This is a genomic window from Candidatus Firestonebacteria bacterium RIFOXYD2_FULL_39_29, from assembly GCA_001778375.1.
Classification (GTDB): domain Bacteria; phylum Oederibacteriota; class D2-FULL-39-29; order D2-FULL-39-29; family D2-FULL-39-29; genus D2-FULL-39-29.
The window spans coordinates 1-19,232 of sequence record MFGV01000059.1 but is presented as its reverse complement, the minus strand read 5'-3'; the positions used below and the strand labels follow the sequence as shown (position 1 = coordinate 19,232).

Annotated in this window: 15 protein-coding genes and 1 pseudogene; 15 read left to right on the top strand and 1 reads right to left on the bottom strand. The window is 40.1% G+C overall.

Annotated features, from left to right (window positions below; translation table 11 throughout):
* Positions 1–261: 261 nt before the first annotated feature.
* From A2536_03075 to A2536_03010, 14 genes are all read left to right on the top strand, one after another.
* Complete coding sequence (locus A2536_03075) at positions 262–1,836, top strand: hypothetical protein (protein OGF45670.1); 1,575 nt, start codon at positions 262–264, stop codon at positions 1,834–1,836.
* On the top strand, positions 1,836–2,750 hold the full coding sequence (locus A2536_03070; protein OGF45669.1) for a hypothetical protein: 915 nt from the start codon (positions 1,836–1,838) through the stop codon (positions 2,748–2,750). Before A2536_03075 ends, A2536_03070 begins: the two co-directional genes overlap by 1 nt.
* Positions 2,751–3,860, top strand: a complete 1,110-nt coding sequence (locus A2536_03065; GenBank protein ID OGF45668.1) for a hypothetical protein — start codon at positions 2,751–2,753, stop codon at positions 3,858–3,860.
* Entirely contained in the window at positions 3,857–6,436 is a 2,580-nt protein-coding gene (locus A2536_03060) for a hypothetical protein (GenBank protein OGF45667.1), read from the top strand. Before A2536_03065 ends, A2536_03060 begins: the two co-directional genes overlap by 4 nt.
* Positions 6,437–7,945 (top strand): hypothetical protein, encoded by a 1,509-nt coding sequence (locus tag A2536_03055; GenBank protein ID OGF45666.1) that lies wholly within the window; start codon positions 6,437–6,439, stop codon positions 7,943–7,945.
* A gap of 10 nt (positions 7,946–7,955) precedes the next feature.
* Positions 7,956–8,705: a hypothetical protein gene (locus A2536_03050; protein ID OGF45665.1), complete on the top strand. Its 750-nt coding sequence runs from the start codon at positions 7,956–7,958 to the stop codon at positions 8,703–8,705.
* A 74-nt stretch (positions 8,706–8,779) separates the two neighbouring features.
* Positions 8,780–9,703, top strand: a complete 924-nt coding sequence (locus A2536_03045; GenBank protein OGF45664.1) for a hypothetical protein — start codon at positions 8,780–8,782, stop codon at positions 9,701–9,703.
* Positions 9,679–11,403 (top strand): hypothetical protein, encoded by a 1,725-nt coding sequence (locus A2536_03040; protein OGF45663.1) that lies wholly within the window; start codon positions 9,679–9,681, stop codon positions 11,401–11,403. Before A2536_03045 ends, A2536_03040 begins: the two co-directional genes overlap by 25 nt.
* Positions 11,373–14,057: a hypothetical protein gene (locus A2536_03035; protein ID OGF45662.1), complete on the top strand. Its 2,685-nt coding sequence runs from the start codon at positions 11,373–11,375 to the stop codon at positions 14,055–14,057. Before A2536_03040 ends, A2536_03035 begins: the two co-directional genes overlap by 31 nt.
* 153 nt (positions 14,058–14,210) lie before the next feature.
* Complete coding sequence (locus A2536_03030) at positions 14,211–14,504, top strand: excinuclease ABC subunit C (protein ID OGF45661.1); 294 nt, start codon at positions 14,211–14,213, stop codon at positions 14,502–14,504.
* Between the two features lie 187 nt (positions 14,505–14,691).
* Complete coding sequence (locus tag A2536_03025; protein ID OGF45660.1) at positions 14,692–16,347, top strand: hypothetical protein; 1,656 nt, start codon at positions 14,692–14,694, stop codon at positions 16,345–16,347.
* Positions 16,348–16,650: 303 nt separating this feature from the next.
* Positions 16,651–17,412, top strand: a complete 762-nt coding sequence (locus A2536_03020) for a hypothetical protein (protein ID OGF45659.1) — start codon at positions 16,651–16,653, stop codon at positions 17,410–17,412.
* 123 nt (positions 17,413–17,535) lie between these two features.
* Entirely contained in the window at positions 17,536–17,718 is a 183-nt protein-coding gene (locus tag A2536_03015) for a hypothetical protein (protein OGF45658.1), read from the top strand.
* Entirely contained in the window at positions 17,715–17,963 is a 249-nt protein-coding gene (locus tag A2536_03010) for a hypothetical protein (protein OGF45657.1), read from the top strand. The genes A2536_03015 and A2536_03010 overlap by 4 nt, the downstream gene beginning before the upstream one ends.
* A gap of 302 nt (positions 17,964–18,265) precedes the next feature.
* Here the strand turns inward: A2536_03010 and A2536_03005 are convergent, their stop codons facing one another.
* Positions 18,266–18,478: a hypothetical protein gene (locus A2536_03005; GenBank protein ID OGF45656.1), complete on the bottom strand. Its 213-nt coding sequence runs from the start codon at positions 18,476–18,478 to the stop codon at positions 18,266–18,268.
* Positions 18,479–18,837: 359 nt separating this feature from the next.
* Here A2536_03005 and A2536_03000 point away from each other — a divergent pair.
* Positions 18,838–19,232 (top strand): annotated as a pseudogene (locus A2536_03000) (UDP glycosyltransferase).

Below are 19,232 nucleotides of genomic sequence, written 5' to 3'. Positions count from 1 at the left end.
CGACGTTCCTCCTTATAATTTTGTTCTCGTAAAACTTATTATACAGGATACGTCGCTGTTTTACTTCATACACATCTTTTGATTATAACTCAATTCAGATGCTGATAAAATGAAACAAAACAAATAAGTTTTTGTAATATTCATTCTCTCCGGGTAGTCAATATACGTTGTTTTTAAGCCCTCAAACAGATATAATATTTGATTATAGTCAATAAAACACAGGATAATTCGTCAAGTTTCTGTTTTTTTCAGGGAGAAGATGTGCAAGAAAAAAGTCTTTCAGGAAAAGTAATAATAAATACTGTTTATAATGCTGCAGGACGCATGTGGGCATTTTTAATAGCTTTTATTCTTACCCCGTATATAATAAACAAACTTGGCGTTGAAAGATTCGGCGTTTGGGCCATAATAGGAGTTTTAACCGGATATATAGGTCTCCTGGATTTTGGAATAGGGTCCTCATTTGTAAAATATATCTCTGAGTTTTATACCAGGAAAGATTATAAAAAAATAAATGAAATTACTGTTACGGGTTTGATCTTCTATTTTTTTCTTGCAATTCTGCTTATTGTCGGCGGGTTTTTGCTCTTAAATCCGCTACTTTCACTGTTTAAAATTCCGGCCCCTATGTGTGATGAGGCGGCCTTTGTTTTTCTGACAGGAATTATTATTTTTGCCTTATCTAATCCGTTCAGTGTTTTTAGTTCTATTCAGGGCGGACTTCAACGGATGGATATCTCCAATAAAATATATTTCATAATATCAATTCCAAATATTCTTGGAACGATATATGTTCTGGAAACGGGGTATGGCTTGCCCGGTTTGATGATCCTTAGTGCGATTATATTTGCAATAACAAGCATAGTTAACGTAGTAATTGCCTATAAAATATTCCCGGACTTAAATATTTCTTTATCATTTTTTAAAATAGAGACACTTAAAAAACTTTTTAACTACGGGTATAAACTTCAGGTGGCAAGGCTGGCTACTCTTGTGGCAGTGCATATAGATAAGCTGTTGATAGGTTCGTATATTTCCATCGGACTGGTGGTCTTTTATCAGCTTGCGGGTACGATTATAGAGCAGGCAAAAGCGGTTATCCTTCTTTTTGTTTCAGCTTTACTGCCGGCATTTTCGGAGCTTGACGCGAAAGGTCATAAAGAAAAGCTGGTTAATCTTTACGTTCGCGGCACAAAATATCTGTCATATATAGCCGTACCGTTTTTCTTTTTGATTTTTGTTTTGGCGCCGCAGATCATGCACGTATGGATGGGAGACGGCTATGAAAAATCCGTGTGGATTATCCGGATATTGGCACCCGGATGGCTTTATGCCTTATTGGCGGCAGTAAGAGGAACTTTTATGCAGGCGGTAAACAGGCTGGACATAGAAATGAGAGCCGGTTTAGTTGCGGCGGTTGTAAATATTCCGTTAAGTTTGTTTTTTATTGTTAAATTCGGTATTTTGGGTGTAGCTCTCGGGACGACTATCGCGCTTTTCTTCTCGGCAACGTATTCTTTGGTGAGACTTCACAGGGTTTTAAAAATACCGATTAGAAATTTTTTAGGGCAAACGGTGTTATGGCCGTTATTGCTATGCTCAGGTGCCGGATTGCCTGTTTTATTTATTTCTGTTTTTTACGGGTCTTTTCTTCCCGGATTGTCAAGAGGGCTGAACCTTGCTATTTTCCTTTCCGAAATAGTATTTTTCTCGGGATTGTATCTGGTTATTCTTTGCGTTGCAAAGCCGTTTGATGAAATTGACAGGAATATCCTGGCGGAAAAGATACCCTTGACAAAAAAACTTGTTTTCATGTTGAGCAAAAAGAGGTCATAATGAAAGATCCGGAAAATAAATTAAAACGTATCGATATCGGTATGAAATTATTTAATCTTACAAAATGTTTCAGGGGGTGGGGCGTCAGAAAAATACCGGGCCTGGGCAGGATAGCTGACTATATTAATAAGAAGTATTTTGATTTTAACAGGGTGGTGTTAACTAAGGTGCTGGGCAGCAAGATGTATGTGGACGGCAGGGATAAAAGTATCTCCGGGCATTTGATCTGGAGGGGCGTTTATGAGGATCGAAGTACAGAAATTTTTAAAGATAAAGTCAGGCCGGGAATGAATATTGTTGATATCGGGGCTAACATAGGGCTTTATACGCTTCTTGCCGCAAGAAAAATGAAAAACACGGGAACAATATTTGCTTTTGAGCCCGAACCGGAGAATTACAGGCTGCTTTCTGCTAATATTAGGATCAATGGTTATACAAATGTGGTTGCTATTCAAAAAGGCGTGTCGAATAAAACCGGAAAGCAAAAACTTTTTAAAGACGGGATTGATCATGGAAGGCATTCCTTATCTGAGCGGACTAATCTTAAAAGAGCGGGAGCGGTTGAAATAGAGACTGTAACGCTGGACGAGTTTATTAAAAATACAGGTAATCCCCGGGTTGATATTCTTAAAATGGATATTGAAGGTGCGGAGGGGCTTGTGATTGAAGGTGCTGATTCGGTGCTGAAAAACAACAAGCTGGTGCTTTTTATGGAGCTTTTTCCGAATGCCTTAAGACATCTTGGTTCTGACCCGGTGGTTTTACTGAAAAAACTGGAAAATTACGGTTTAAAGATAAAAATAATCATTGATGAAGTTGACAATTGTGTCAGGAATGAGAGCTTGGAGTATATTATAAACCTTTGCAGTACCAGAAAGATCGGTGAAGCCGTGAATATTATAATGGAGAAATAAATGGAGTTAAAGAAGCTGTTACCGGGTACGAAAAACATATTGTTTAGGACTTTTGGAGTTCCCCTAAAACCCAAATGGGTCTGGTTAGAGCTTACGGAAAGATGCAATTCACGCTGCAGTCAATGCGGTATTTGGAAGAAAGAACCGGTGAAAGATGAATTGACCTCTGCTGAAATGAAAAAAATATTAAGTGACCCTCTTTTTTCTGAGGTAGAGTGGATATTGAACGCGGGCGGGGAACCAACGCTCAGAAACGATCTTGAAGATGTGATTATGGCCCAGCATGAAGCGTTACCCTCTGCGTCAATAATGCTCAGTACTAACGGTTTATTGCCGGAACGCGCTTTGAATATAGCAAAGCTGGCTGTCAGACATAAAATCAAAATAGGGATTGGGACCTCTATTGAAGGAATAGGAGAAAAACACGATATTATCCGGGGTGTGAAGGGTAATTTTGTTAAGACAGACAGGCTGTTGCGTGAATTAGTCGAGCTGGGTAAAACATATGAAGGATTATCCCCGAGTTTTGGTTTTACCCTGACAAATGATTCACTTGCTTCAATAGAAGAAGTAAAAGCTTATGCAAAACAACTGGGTGTCAGCTATCTTATTCAATGGTATAATGAGTCTTCTTTCTACAATAATGAAGGCAGGGATCTTGCCGGAAAAAAAATGGAAATGATAGAGGCGATGAAGAAAGAGCCGTTTTCTCTTATCAATGAAAAAGGGCTGAAGCGGCTTAAGGGGCAGTCTATCAAATTCCGGTGCTTTGCTATGAGTACTTTTTGTATGATCCATTGCAACGGCGATGTCAGTCCGTGTCTTGGCCGCTGGGACGTTAAAGCCGGAAATTTAAGGCAAAAGACGGCTTCCGAGATCTGGAACAGTCCGGAGGCCGGAAAAATAAGGGCCGGCGTAAAAAAATGCGCAGGCTGTCTTAATTCCTGCGGAGTTATGTGGAGTCATGAATCAAGTCTGGATCCGGAGATAAATATTTTACCGGTAAAAAAATTAAAAAATATTTTTAAAAAAAGGATGCCTGAAAGTGCCGCGTTTTTAAAAAAGATAAGAGCAAGTATTTTCAATAAGACTGACGGGAAAAAACCATGAGAATATGCTTGATAAATCCGCCTCAAATACTGGATATACGGTTTGGAACCCCTTTTGTTTTTCAGCCTTTAGGACTCCTGTATGTTGCTGCTGCGCTGGAAAAAGAACATTCTGTTTCTGTTATTGACGCTACGCTGGAAGATTGGAGAAATTTAAGAAAGGCCGGGGATAAATATTACATGGGGCTCAATTTTAACCGGCTAAAAGAAAGAATTCAGGAGCTAAACCCCGGGGTCGTCGGTATTTCAATCCCTTTTTCAGTTAATTTTGAAAGCGCAGCAGGAGTTGCTGCGGCAGTGAAAGCCGTAAATAAAAATATTATCGTTATTGCCGGAGGGGTACACCCCACGGTTAAACCGGTTGAAACGCTCGAAAGTAAGAATATTGATATTATTGTAAGGGGGGAAGGCGAAATAACTGTTTGCAAACTATTAAAAGCTCTGGAGAAAGGGAAAAACGGGGATTATGGAAAAGTAAAAGGTATAGGTTATAAAACCGTCGGAAAAATTATTTTAACCCCTGTCAGAACCCCGATCGCAGATCTTAACAAACTCCCTTTACCTGCAAGGCATTTGGTTGACATGGAGGGGTATTTTAGCGCTCTCGGTGAAAGGAGTGGGGCCAGGGATATGTACACCTATAGTCGCAGGACTGTGAGTATTATGACAAGCCGCGGCTGCCCGTTTGGGTGTAATTTTTGCAGTATCCATCTGACTATGGGACGGCGTTTTAGAGCGAGAACCCCGGAAAATATCATAGCTGAGTTAAAAGAAGTTATAGCCGGATATGGTGTAAAACATATTAATTTTGAGGACGATAATATTACGTTTGACAGGAAAAGAGCAGAAGAGTTGTTTGACCTTATGATAAAGAACAAATTTGATATTACCTGGAGTGCGCCAAACGGGATAAGAGCCGATACTCTGGATGAAAAATTGATAATAAAAATGAAAGCATCCGGCTGCAAACGGGTGTTTGTCGCTCCCGAATCAGGAGTGCAGAAGGTTGTTGATGAGATTATCGGGAAAAAACTTGACCTGAAAAAGATTGAAGAAGCAGTCGTTCTTTTAAAGAAGCATGATATTATTGTTGACGGCTCTTTTGTTATCGGCTTCCCGGGAGAAACCATAGATGATATTAAGAAGACGGTGAAATTTGCTTTGAAGCTTAAAAAGCTTGGAATGTCCGCGGCCGGCTTTCATATTGCAACACCTTATTACGGGACAAAACTTTATACGGAAGCGGAAAAAACCGGTTGTTTGAGAAAAGATCTGCAGAACGGGATGTTTTCCACCACTGAAGCCCTTCTTGAAACTCCTGAGTGGTCGCTTAAGAAGATCAAAGAGCTTAGAGCTTGGGCTGACTTAAGGATTAATCAAAGTTTCAGGCGGAGAATGTCGTGTTATGTGGAGAATAAATCTCCGCTGGCGCTTTTTATTCTGAGGCTCCCTCTTTTGGCTTACCGCGGGGTTAGAAAATTATTCAGGCTTCTCGGGGTTTTCGCAAAATTGTGTCGGAATACCCTGGTTACTCTTTCCGAAAAGAAAAGAAACGTGCTCCCGCCGATAAAATATATAGTTTTTGAGGTAACGGATGCGTGTAACTCGCGCTGCAAGCATTGCAGTATCTGGAAGTTTAAACCCAAAACAAATGTTCTTACGGCGGAAGAGTTGAAAAAAATGCTGGAGGACGATATATTTAAAGGTTTAAAGACGGTGCTTTTAACAGGCGGGGAAGCGGTACTAAGAAAAGATATTAAGGAAATTATCAGTGCGATACATGAAGCCAGGCCAAAAACGGAGATTTCTTTGAGCACCAACGGACTCCTGCCGGAAAGGATCCTGGAGGTAGTAAATGACGCCATCAGTAAAAATATTGTATTAAATGTCGGGGTTTCCCTGGATGCGGCCGGGGAAAAGCATGATTATTTTAGAGGCGTAAAAGGTAATTTTAAGAAAGTTGATTATCTCCTGAAAGAACTTGTAAATATCAGGAGCCGGGACAAAAGCAAACTGGGTGCTGTTCTGGTAGGGCATACTATCTCAAACTTGACGGCAGATACACTGCTTGAAGTAGCCTCTTACGCGGAAAAACTGGGGATTGGTTTTATTACCCAGCTTTATGAGGAGTTCTCGTTCTATCATAATGAGAGCGGAAAAAATGAGACGAAACCGGAAAATTATAATAATTCTTATTTGAAGGGCATAGTGCGCCAGATCAGAAAATTGCCGCCGTCTTTCCAGAATGAAAAACTCGTCTATGCTTTAAAGCATAAATTGAAATATAAATGCGATTCTATGAGATCATTTTTCCTTCTTCACTGCGACGGGACGGTTTCCCCCTGCCTCAGATACAGCCATCTTAATTCCGGGAATTATAGAGATAGTTCTCTTTCTGCTGTCTGGAAAAGTGAGGAAGCCGGCAAAATAAGAAAAACAATTGACGCTTGCACCGGCTGTTCTAATTCCTGGGCTACCGACTGGAGCTATGAAGCCCGGTTTTTTCCTTTCTGGAAGATCAAGCTTTCCCTTCTTTTTCGAAGGATTATTTTTAAATTTAAAAAAGCGCTGGAGTAAATGAAGAAAATATTATATGTAGGTTTTGGTATTTCTCCTGTTATGAGCGGCGGAGCGATACTGTATCAGGAGTGGCTTGCCGAAGAGATGAGTTCCCGCGGCTATGAAGTCGTTTGTTTTTTCGGTATTCCTTACGATAAATTAGAGTTTCCTTTTAAGCCTTATTTGAAAATATGGGAAAAGAATAAAGTAAAGTATATAGTACTTTATAATTCTCCTAATTTTCCGCATTATCTGACGCCTCCGGCAGGGCAGTGTCATAACTCTCAAATTGAGAAGCTGATGCGGCTGGTTATCCGCAAAGAAAAACCCGGTTTGATTCATTTTCATGAATTACAGATGCATACGGCTTCGGTTATTGATGTTGCTGCCGAAAGTTCCATCCCGAGTGTAAAGATGATCCATAATTATTATGATATTTGTCCGGAAAGAGATCTGATGTTCAAAGGAAAAGAGCCCTGTACGGATTATGAAAACGGGGAAAGATGTAAAGATTGTCTGAATATACTGGTAAAAAGAAAAACTTTTTCAAAAATGCTTGCCGATGCTTTATACAGTATATTTGTGGTACCTCTTCCGAGACGGCTTTATAAGCCGTTATCTTATATTTTTCACTGCATAGGAAAGTATAAAAATACTTTCCTATCTCCGCTTGATTTGCTTCACAAATCAGAGCAGCTGGGACTGCAAAAATCGCCTGATATTAGTGATAAAAGTCATCGACGAAGGCGATTTTCTTGTAAAATAAAGGGAACTTCCTCCTTGAAAAAAGAAACTACAGGAGAAGTGTCCGCTCCTGTTACCGGGGATTTTTCGGGCAGAAGAAAATATTTTATAGACAGACTGAACAGGCTCTCAGCAGTTCAATGTTCATCTGCGCGTTCTGCGGAAATAATGACCGGTTACGGTGTGAATAAAGATAAAATCAGAATTATTTTTCCTTCTTCAAAGCCGGCGGATGGCATCAGGTCAAAGCCGCTCCGGGGACGGGGGTATCCTGTTGTGTTCGGATATGTTGGCGGAAAAAGTGAAGCTAAAGGGCTTAATGTTTTGACGGAGGCGTTCTCCCTGCTTGAGCAAACAAAGGCAAAATTGATAATTTGGACCCCGGAAAAAGATATTATTGTGCCTGAGGGTGCAAACATAGAAGTGAGAAAACCCTACAAAACTGATGAAATGGAGAAAGTATTTAGCGGGCTTGACGTCGGGGTGATGCCGTCTATATGGGAAGAGGCTTTTGGATTAATCGGTGTTGAATGGTTAAAAGCAAAGATTCCTGTCATCGGAAGCCGCATTGGAGGAATACCTGAGTGGTTAAAGGACGGGGAGAACGGTTATTTAGTTAAGCCGAATAATGCGGCAGAGCTTTCAGAAAAAATGGATATATTTGTGAAAAATCCGGAAAATATCGGAAAAATGCAGGAAAAAATGAAGCCCTGGAAAAGTTTTGCCGAACATGCAGACGAAATGGTATTATTGTATGAGGAATTATCCGCCAAAAGAGAGTAAACAGGAGTATATGTCAAAAAAAGATGAACTAAAGAGGTATATTTCCGGAAGCGGCCTGGAAATAGGGGCTTTGCATAACCCTTTAAAGCTTCCTGCTCTGCAGGCCAAAGTAAGCTATGTGGATATGTGTGCCAAAGGTGCTCTGGAAAAACAAAATCCTGAAATAAAAGCAACAGAAATAATTGTACCTGATATAAATGCATCTGCGGAAGACCTGAGTGTTTTTCCGGACAATAGTCAGGATTTTGTCATCTTGTGTCATGTTCTGGAGCATCTTTCAAATCCGGTAAAAGCCGTAAAAGAAATATTTCGGGTTCTTAAACCGGCCGGGGTCTTTTACCTTTCCATTCCGGATAAAAGATATACATTTGACAAGGCAAGGCCGGTTACTGCTCTTTCTCATCTACTGGAAGATTTTAAAAACAATACAACGTTCAAAAATGATGGAGCGCATTATAAGGAATGGCTTGAAATGGTTGAGCTAAAGAAAGAAAAGCCCGTAGCGTCTACGCTGGAGGAACTTGTAAAGGGAGAGTATCGTATACATTTTCATGTGTGGGAGCCGGAGAGCATTCCGGAGCTATTAAATTATCTGCAAAATAATATGAGTGTTTTTTTCTTATTGAAAGATTATTATTATAAAAAAGGGGATCCGGATCTGATTTATGTGCTGGAAAAAAAGACAGAGGCTCAGTCATTAATTCAAAATAAGTTGAAGGAAAACTACTCCTTCCTTCGCAGATTGCTGTCAAGATATTAAGTTTTTCAAAGTACAGGAAAGTATAGAAAAAATGGAGTAATTTACAGGTTTTAGTTCATTATTTGGGGGAAGTTATGGATGTATCGATAATAATAGTAAGCTGGAATGTGAAGGAATATCTTCAAAAATGCATTGCTTCTGTTTACCGTGAGACGGTTGAGCTTTCCTTTGAAATATTTCTTGTGGATAATGCTTCCAAAGACGGTTCGGTTGAGATGGTCAGGCGGGAGTTTCCGGAAGTTAAGATCATAGCCAACAGTGAAAATCAAGGATTTGCAAGGGCAAATAACCGGGCGCTGGAAAAATGCACAGGAGAATATGTGCTTTTCCTGAATCCGGATACTGAAATAAAAGAAAATGCGATCGGTAAATTAATGAAATTTATTAAAGCTGATCCCCGTGCAGCGGCAGCGGCACCGAAACTTATATATGAGGACGGACGGTTGCAGCTTATTTGTATGAATTTCCCTTCGCCGTTTACGGATCTCATGGAAACGTTCCACCTTAACGTTGCCTTTCCTCGGAGCAGGTTTTTTAACTATTATGAGATGGGTTTATGGCCGCATGACAGTACTCGGGAGGTTGACCAGCCTGCCGGTGCGTGTTTAATGGTGAAAATGGAAGTATTGAAGAAAATAGGGTTCTATGACGAGAGATTCTTTATGTATTACGATGATGTTGACCTTTGCTACCGTATAAAAAAATCAGGAGGCAGGATATTTCTGGTACATGACATACTTGTTGTCCATCACGGCTGTAAAAGCAGCAGCCAAAATCCGGAAGGCAGCTCCCGTTGGATCTCGGAGAGCAAAATAAAGTTCTTCAGAAAACATTACGGCCGGACAGGATCCTTTCTGTTTGGTTGTAATCTTGTTATGAGGACAATTATTGTTTACGTGCTCTTTAATCTCTCGCATCTGATAATAGGAAGGCCTAAACATATTAAGATAGTGAGAGGGAGAGTTGTAAATCTATGGAAAGATTATCTAAAAAAATGAAAATTCTCATTGCGGTAAATAACTCTTCTGTGGGAGCGGTAAGGAACGCGGTTGCTAAAACAGAAAAAGATTTTCCCGGTGCGCATATTTCCCTGTTGGTGAAGGAGAAAACGGAAAAGTGGTTCAAAACCTTTTTCGAAAATTGCGCTGTTTTTAGTTATGTCGAGGGAATGACTGCAAATTCTGCCGTAACTCTGAATTCATTTTTAGAAGAAATCAAAAGTAATGCGTTTGAAGTTTTTATCGTAGTTAATGAGAAGGAAACGGACCGGGACCTGCGGTTTGATCTTATCAGGTGCTTTTGCGGGTTTAAGAAATACTATATTTTTGATGCGGTTAAAAATAAGGAAATCAGACAATATGCAATCTTTGTATATCTGCGCTTGGGTTTCTTTGGGCTGCTGATGTTTCCCGTAAATGTTATTTTAGTCCTCTGTTTTGGCATTCTTTTTTTCCTCGGCCTTCCGGGATACCTTCTGAAGGGTGAAGCGAAAACCGCCGTTCTTTTCTTTAAAAAGAATATTTTTAACCTGGCAGGATATTATTTTTCCGGTTTACGGCAGGCGTTTGAGAAATTTACGCTGGAAATATTTATTTACCTGGAGTTTGTAAGAAGCGCTTATACCCGAATACCGGTATTTGAAAAAGACAAAATTAAAAAAATCCTGATTGTGAAAATCGAACATCTCGGGGATTTTATTCTTGCCGTGCCTATGCTTCGTGCTTTGAGAGCTGAATTTCCGGAAGCAAAAATATCAATGCTTGTTGCTCCCTGGAATAAAGCTGTTGCCGAAGGTTGTCCTTATATAGACGAACTTTTAATATATAAGACAAATAATCCTGTCTTTAACAGGGGGAGAAAACATCCTTTTCTGTTTATTTGGATGAAAATTTTCTACCTGAAACTCAGACGGGCAGGGTTTGATCTCTGCCTTGACTTTGGGGGCTGGATAGAGAGCTTAAAGCTGGTTTATTCTTCAGGGGCAAAGTTTAAGGGTGCGCTTGACTACAAGAGGGTGAAGAATATCTATAATATCAGGCTTGCTGATTTTAACGGGACCGATAATGAAATAATAAGAAGCTTTAAATTGCTTGAGTTATTTGATATAAAAGGTAGGCAGGAAGAAGAGACTGAATACTGGATAACTCCTGCCGAAATTGAAACGGCGAAGAAGATGTTATCAGAAAAAAGTATTAAAGCTGATGATGTTTTAGCGGGTTTTTATACGGGAGCTAGTTCTGCTCCGATAAGATGGGGGCGGGAGAACTTTGCAAAGGTTATTAATGCTCTTCCGGTGAAATCCGGTTTTAAAGTTATTATTTTTAATGCTCCGGGCGAGCAATTGTATATGGAAGAACTGAGCGCTAAATTAACAGTTCCGCATGTTTTAATGCCGTCCGATATGAGTTTGAAAGAGTTTGCCGCTCTTGTATCGTTTTGTAAGTTGTTTGTTTCAAATGACGGCGGTCTTTCGCATCTCGCAACAGCGATGAAAGTGCCGACTATTACACTGTACGGTCCGAGTAACGATAAAGAATGGGGACCTTACAGTAAGAGCAGGGTTGTTATAACTAAAGATTACCCCTGCAGTCCCTGCAGGAAAACAAATTGTATCAGAAATCTTTGTATGGAAGCTATAAAAACGGAAGAAGTTTTGGAGGCGGTTAAATGCGGATTGGAATTGACGCGTCAAGCGTAGAAGGAAAGAGTACCGGCGTCGGAAGATACCTTGTTAACATATTGAATGAACTTGCCGTTATTGATAAAGAGAATGAATACCTTCTTTTTTTCAAGAGTACGGATATTCCCGAAGGCCTGACCAAACAGGAAAATTTTAAAAGGAATATTGTGAAACCGTTTATTAAAAGCGGGTTTATCTGGAGGAATCATTATCTTCATAGAGCCGCTTATAAGGCAAAGCCGGATATTTTCCATTTCCCTTTTTATATGATGCCTTTTTTCTTTAAAATACCGTCTATAACTACCATACATGATATTTCGTATGAGTTTAACCCTTCCTGGTTTACTTTTTGGGCCGGATTTATTTTCAGGACTTTTTCGAAATACGCTGCGCGGGTTTCAAAAATAATATTAACGGTTTCCGAATTTTCTGCTGAAGAGCTTACGAGGGTGTATAATACCGGCTTAGAAAAGATAAAAGTAGCACCTCTTGCCGCAGAAGGAATATTTAAGACTGCAAAAACAGACACAAAGATCAAGACAAGGTTTAATATAATTTCTCCGTTTATTCTTTATACGGGGACGATAACAAAAAGGCGAAATCTGGAAAAACTTTTTGCGGCCTTTAATATTCTGGTAAACGAAAAGAAAATGGATTTACAACTGGTTCTGGCGGGAAAGACCGTCCAGCCTGCTCCGGATCTGGAGCTGTTGGAGAAACAGTATAAACTTGAAGGCAAAGTTATCAAAGCCGGTTATGTCACGGACAAAGAGCTTGCCAAATTATACAGAGCCGCGGATTGCTTTGTTTACCCTTCTTTATATGAGGGTTTTGGACTGCCTATTCTTGAAGCGTTTGCTTCGGGGTGCCCCGTCGTTACCTCTGGTCTGACTGCGACTGCAGAAACCGCCGGGAATGCCGCAATCCTTATAGATCCTCTTGACGAAGTAAAAATGGCGGGAGCAATCCGTAACATTCTTACGGATACTTCCCTAAGGGATGCTCTTGTAGAAAAAGGTTTTGCCAGAGCCTCCGGGTTTACCTGGGCTAAGACCGCTGCTTTAACACTACAGGCTTATAAAGACCTGTTTGAAGGAAAAATAGCTGAACGAAAGCCCGATGAACAGGCTGCTCCCTCTGTCGAGAAAAAAACTGCGGTAATAACGGATGAGAAGGATTTACTCGTTACCAAAATGGAGAGTAACTCTTATCCGAAATTCTTTGTCTTCTTTGATGAGGAGACGAAAGCCAAAGTAAAGCTCCTTGTAGAAAAGAAAAAATTAATGGAAGAGCTGGAGAAGAGGTCTGCGGCAATATTTTCAAAACTCTTCCTGGAAGACTCAATTGACCTCGTATTCCTTGGCGAGATGTATTATCTGACGGGGGACAAAAAATATTTTGAGCTTTTTACAAAGGAATTTTTGAGGTATCTCTCGGAAAAGAAAGAAAATACGGATATCTTGAATATGATAATTGCTTACGGCTATTTTAAAGATTCCGGTGTAAGTATTGACCTGAAAAAGAAATTCCTCGTGGTACTGAGTGAGTATGTCAAAGATAGACAAACCCCCGTTACAACCGTAATTGAAAAGACAGTTCTAAATGCAATAGCTTTTTTTATGCCATTCCTATATAAAGCCCCGGAAGAAGATATACTTGTCTGGCTTGCCGGTAAGATAGACAGGGATGGTATTGTCAGCGTTAAAAATCCCAAAGAAAATATGGAGCTCCTTGAAGCGCTAGTCGTAAATATTTCGCTGATGCGTCTTAAAAAGAAAGTAACTACGGATGCTTACAGGCCTTCAGTGGAGGACCTCTTTAGTTTTGTCTTTAAATTCGCAAAGCCTGATAAAAAATATGACAGCAGGTTCAGAAGTATTTCCGGCCGCACCCCGGATATTGAATATGTGAAATATCTGAAGTTCATATGTGAAGAAGATTGGGATAGTGCCTGCGAGAGCCGCTATATCTTGGATTACGTTTTTATGGGAGGGGCTTTTGAGACTGTGGATAAGGACTTAAAACCTGCGCCCTATGAACCTGATCTAAGTGCTTCGGGGTATCCAAAGAATAAATTCTACCTCTTAAAAGGCAACAGTTCGATGCTTGCAACAGATATCTTTACCTTTACTTTTACAAGAAACAGCGAGGATATTATAATGCCGCCGTCGCTTCCCGGAAAGTTCTTCACTCTGGATGACGGGCTTATTGTCTACGACAAAAACCTGGAGACAAATCTTTGGGTTTCCGGCAGGGAATATGACTTTTTAGACGCTGATTATGATGTTACTCCTTCTGTAAGGCATAGGATCCAGTACTTCCTTCATAAAAAAACGAACCACCTGATAATCCGCCATAAATTCTCCGGTGCTGAACAGCATACCGTTAAGATCAACTTCTTCACAAAAGAAAAAAGCACCAACTCCCCTATAGTTGAGTTTGATAAACAAACTATCAGGGATACTATAAATAAATTCACCAGAGCCAATAAAACCGAAACCGCCTTTCTAAAATTAAACGGAGACGAAAAAGTAGGCGCCTCGCTGAACGCCGGGAAGAATTTTATTTTGCCCCTCATTAACCCCGGCCTGAAAGTAGAAATAAATCACGATTGTGTAACTTACACCGCAACATTACTCCTGCCGAATGAACTGATATTTATGATTTATTGATATATGTTGTCATTGCGAGGGGTTTTATCCGAAGTTGAGTGTTTTTGCGAAATCCACCTAGGCGGACAATCTTTCTTTTGCTGTTAAAACGGGATCGCTTCATCGATAAAGCCGACTCGCGATGACAGTACTATATCTTTACAAGGGGTGAAGATGACTAAGTATTACTTTGTGTACATTATGACAAACAAAAACAATACGGTTCTATATACGGGAGTCACTAATAATATTATCAGAAGAGTTTATGAGCACAGAGAAGGTATTGTTGAAGGGTTTACTAAGAAGTATAATATTAAAAAACTTGTTTATTTTAAAACTTTTGACGATGTTGGTCTTGCGATAGACAGGGAGAAGCAGATAAAAGCCGGTTCCCGGGCAAAGAAAGAGATTTTGATAAATAGTATCAACAAGGATTGGAAAGACCTCTGGGATGACATTAAGGGTTAAAAATGTTGTCATTGCCCCTTACATTGCGCGTGTTATTGTCCTTGTCATTGCGAGGAGTTTTTACCGAAGCAATCTCAAAAAGCGAGATCGCTTCGACTAAGGAGCCGTCTCGCGATGACAGTATATATGGAACTTTTCACAAAAGCTTTTGTCTAAACTATAGAAAATAAGTAGTACAGGAGGTTTTATGTTAAGAAACAAATTGTTTTTGAAAGTTCTAACCGGATTTCTATTGTTGTCTGCCGGGATGCATGCACAGCAGGTCGTTGCGGAGTCGAAGATAAGTGAGGTTACGGTGTACTCGGACCGGGCGCTTGTTACCAGACAAGCTGTCGTAGAGATAAAACCGGGTACTTCTATCATCAGTTTTGATAAGATACCTCTAAATGTAGACAGGAATTCGCTCCGCGTAAGCGGCGCCGACAAAAGACTTAAAATCCTCGGGATTGATATTAATGAACGCTCTAAAGAAGTTGCTTTTAATCCGAAACTTGCGGAACTTGATGACAAACTGCAGGAAGTGAAAGACGCAAAGAAGATTCTGGAAGACCAGCTTGATATGCTTGGTGGTAAAGTAAAATATCTGGAAGCGCTAAAGAATCCTCCGAAAGGCAAGGACGGGGATAATAAGCTTACTGTTAAGGAATTTAAAGAGATACTTGCCTTTGTTGAAGAAACGCTCCTTGAGATTTCAAGCAAGCAGAGACCTGCCGCTCTTGAGATAAGAAAGCTGGATAAAAAAATTGAGATGTTGAATAAAGAAAGAAACTCCATTGCCAGGGGGAGCCAGAACTCCTATAAAAACGCCGAAGTTTCGGTGGAAGCAGCCTCGCAGGGCAAATACGGCGTGGAAGTCAGTTATGTGATTTATGGCGCGGGCTGGCAGCCGGTTTATGATGTCAGAGCGGGTTCTTCCAACTCCGTGGAGTTCGCCTACCATGGTCTTGTGACCCAGAGCACAGGTGAGGACTGGAACGACGTCCTTCTTTCCCTATCCACGGCAAAGCCGTATCTTGGCGGGAATGCTCCCCAGCTTTCGGCGTGGTATTTGAATTATTATATGCCCCGGATAATGGATAAATCAGAAATGCGGAAATCTAAAAGTGCTGCAGCCCCAATGGCTGCGATGAAGAAAGAGATGAGTGAAGCAGCGGAAGAATATGATGAAATCATGGTGTCTAACAGCGTAGCTGTGGTGAATGCCGAGATGGAAACCAGCCGTACATCGGTATTCTTTAAAATTAAAAAGAAAATGTCAATTCCTTCAGATTCCAATCCTCACAGAGTACCGGTTTCAATTGAGAAGTTTGAAACCAAGCTTGAATATGAAGCTGCGCCGGAATTCTCAAAGTATGCGTACCTGAAAGCAAAGATCAAGAACACGGATAAACCTCTTCTTGCCGGGCAGATGAATATTTTCCTTGAAGATAATTATGTGGGCAACTCCTACATAAAAGAGATCCCCGCTGATAAAGAGTTTGACGCGTATCTTGGTGTTGATGAAGGAATAAGTATAGAAAGGAAGAGAGAACAAAACAAAGAGAGTGCTACCGGCTGGTTCCTCGTCGGTACAAACAAGAAGCACAGCAGGCAGTTTAAAATCACGGTGCAAAACTTCAAAAAAGAACCGGTAAAGCTAACTCTTACCGAAAGAGTTCCCGTCTCTCAAAACGAAGAGATAAAAGTAAACTTGGTAAACTTATCCCCCGACAACGCCATAAAAACAAAAGAGGGCTTTTTGAAGTGGACTATGGACCTGAAACCCGGCGAGAAAAAAGAACTTACGTACGAATACACAATAGAGTATCCGAAAGACAAGGTAGTCCCGATGATTGGCGAGTGAAGCCGGAGGAACGGAGGCGCGGATGCGCAGAGGTGCAGCAAAAAAGAAATTGTAGTTGCTCAATTTCATTGAGACGCCTGCATTCGCCGGAACGGCCTAAATCAGGCAACTACTAAGAAAAAGTAATTGTTTTCACCCGTCACCTGCTTTTAAAGGGCTGTCTTAACCGGCGGCCCTTCTTCATTTTAGCCTTTAAAAGCACACCTCTTAGATGTATAATCAGGTTAGTGGACTGACAACGTGCTATTTCGGTGTCTATACCAGCAGTTAATTTGTCTGGGTGAAATAATTCAAGGGGAAAAGATGAATACATATTTAAGTCTTAGTATTGTTGCAATTATGGTGGCGAGTACGGTTTTCGCATGGCTTTCTATCAGGAAAAAGAAGGATCTGCGAGGGATTATACTGCTTGTTCATGGTTGTCTTGCGGTGCTTTTTGGCACATTGCTATATAGTTTTGTTAATGCCCAGAAGATTCTTTACCCGCAAATAGATTATTCAAAGTATATTTATTTTACAGGGACCTGGATTTCGAAAATTTCAGATGCGTCTTCGATTGTTTTCATTTTCTGCGGCTTCCTCTTATTTATGGAATACAGAAAATACAAACAAAATATTGGGAAATATATTGAATGGTATTATTCAAAACAGAACCGGAGTATTTACTATTTTAGTTGTATATTTTTGGCGGTAATGCCAATGCTGATGATTTTTGAGTCTCCTGCTTCAAGATCAAGTGATCTCAAGAGAGCATCAAGCACTACATTATTCTATCTGATACTAATGTGGTCATCGTACCTTGGTGTCAGAAAAAGGGTTTCAGCAGCACGATGGGAAGAGAAATCAATCAGAAAATATAGGACGGGAGAGGTAAGGCTGTTGTTTATGGTTTTGGGAACTCTTTCTGCTTCAATAGAAGTACTTTCGAGAGATAAAAATGTCGTTGTTGTTTCTTTTAACTTGCTGTTTATGGTTTTTGCGCTTTTATTAGTAATCGACTCTTTAATTAACATAGAAGAAAAAAACAGGGAAATAAATAGATCGAAAACGAAGAAGATAAATTAAGTATCGAAATTATTGGCAACCACTGTCAAATAGCGTTTTAGCATCGTTTCGGTACAAGCTTCGCTTGCATTACTGCCAAGGGTGAAAGAAGTAAAAAAATCTCAAGGGGATTGGGGGTAAGATATGAAACAACGAAAATTTGTTTTTAAAGATATGGTGCAAACTATAACTACATCGGGAAGAAGAAAGCCAGAGGAAAAACATATCTTGTGTATGCGGCAGCAAAAGACAAATGCGGAAACTGTAAGCGGAACGGGGTTTGCTACAAAGGGCGGCTACTCGGCAAGTATGGCAGAAGAATCATGATATATGAAGATAGGATTTTTAAGGAAGAATACAGAAAACTATTGAAAGATAATATAGCCTTAATAAAGAAAAGAAAGACGGCGTTAGAACCGATGTTTGGAAATGTAAAAGAACGACATCGATTCAGGCGATTTATGCTAAGAGGGCTGGAAAAAGTAAAAAGCGAATGGAGTTTGGTAACTACAACGGCAAATTTACTAAAGTTCTGGAACATGACTGGGAAAAAAGTACTTGTAAACGGATAAAAGAAGCCCGAGTGGTGTTATTTTTGATAAAACAGTCTTAAATGAAGATTATTAAAACGGACTTTTGGTACAGCCTCGTAAGCCCGTGGTAGTTGACTTAACGATATGTCCGTCCTCCGGCTTCAGTCTTTTGCCTTCTGGAAATCGCTTTTGCTAACCCTCCCCGACTCTATTTCGTTTTTTGTTATTTGCCGAACCTCCGTGCTTCCAAGCCTCTGCGCATCTATTTTAGTCTCTTTCTGGATGCTATTAATTTTGTTATACTAAGTGCTATTTCAGATAAAAAAATAAATAGAATAAAATCAGGTGTTCCCGGGTTGGATAATATGTTTTATGGTGGGATTGTCAAAGAAACCACTGTGTTTGTTCCGGGAGTATATCGCGACGTGAACATTTTCTCTCCGGCAAAGATTAGCTACGGAGATTTCTTTTCTGAATTCTTCCAGGACTATTCTGATTTTGTCTTTTGAGGTGTATTTCCGGTTGGTATATTTTCTGATTTTCCTGACAAACACATTGTCGCGTTCCTTTGAATCTAATTTTGAACTGCCTTCTTTCAGAGCGTAACCTTAAAACCCTCTAAACCTTAAATTACCACTTTCCTTCAACAAGTACAGAACTTCAACATGACCCTCTGAATGATACGCTTTACGGCATATAATATTACTTCTTCAATACTTGTAAACATCACTAAAATATAGTTAAATTGCTATTGGAAGACTGGAGAGGGTAAAGCATATAGGATAGAAAATAATACAGGATAAACTGTGAAAAATCAATATAATACCCCATATATCAATGTAGTGCTCTTGACGATTTGCCGATTGTATACTACAATTCAATTGAAAGGGTTTCGTGAAATACTAGGAGCTTTATGAAGATACTCTGTATTCCGTGTATGTATGCATTATCACATATAAGCCGTCTTCTCGCAGTCGGGATAGAGATCAGGAAAAGAGGGCATGAGGTTATTTTTGCGGGGGAAGGTCAAAAAAAGAGATTTATTGAGGAAGAGGGATTTACTGTTTTGCCGCTGCATGAACCTGATTTCGAGGAAGTGTTTGGAAATATTCGTAAAGGTAAACTCAAGTTTATCAGTGAAAAAGAGATAGATCTCATGATTGCGGCTGATTTGAAGTTGTATAAGGAAGTAGTCCCTGATCTTGTTCTTACAGATGGCAGATTTACTGCAGCCGTTTCGACACAGATGGTCAATATAAAGCACGCTGCAATAGTGAATGTTTCCTCTACAGAGTACAGAGCGTTACC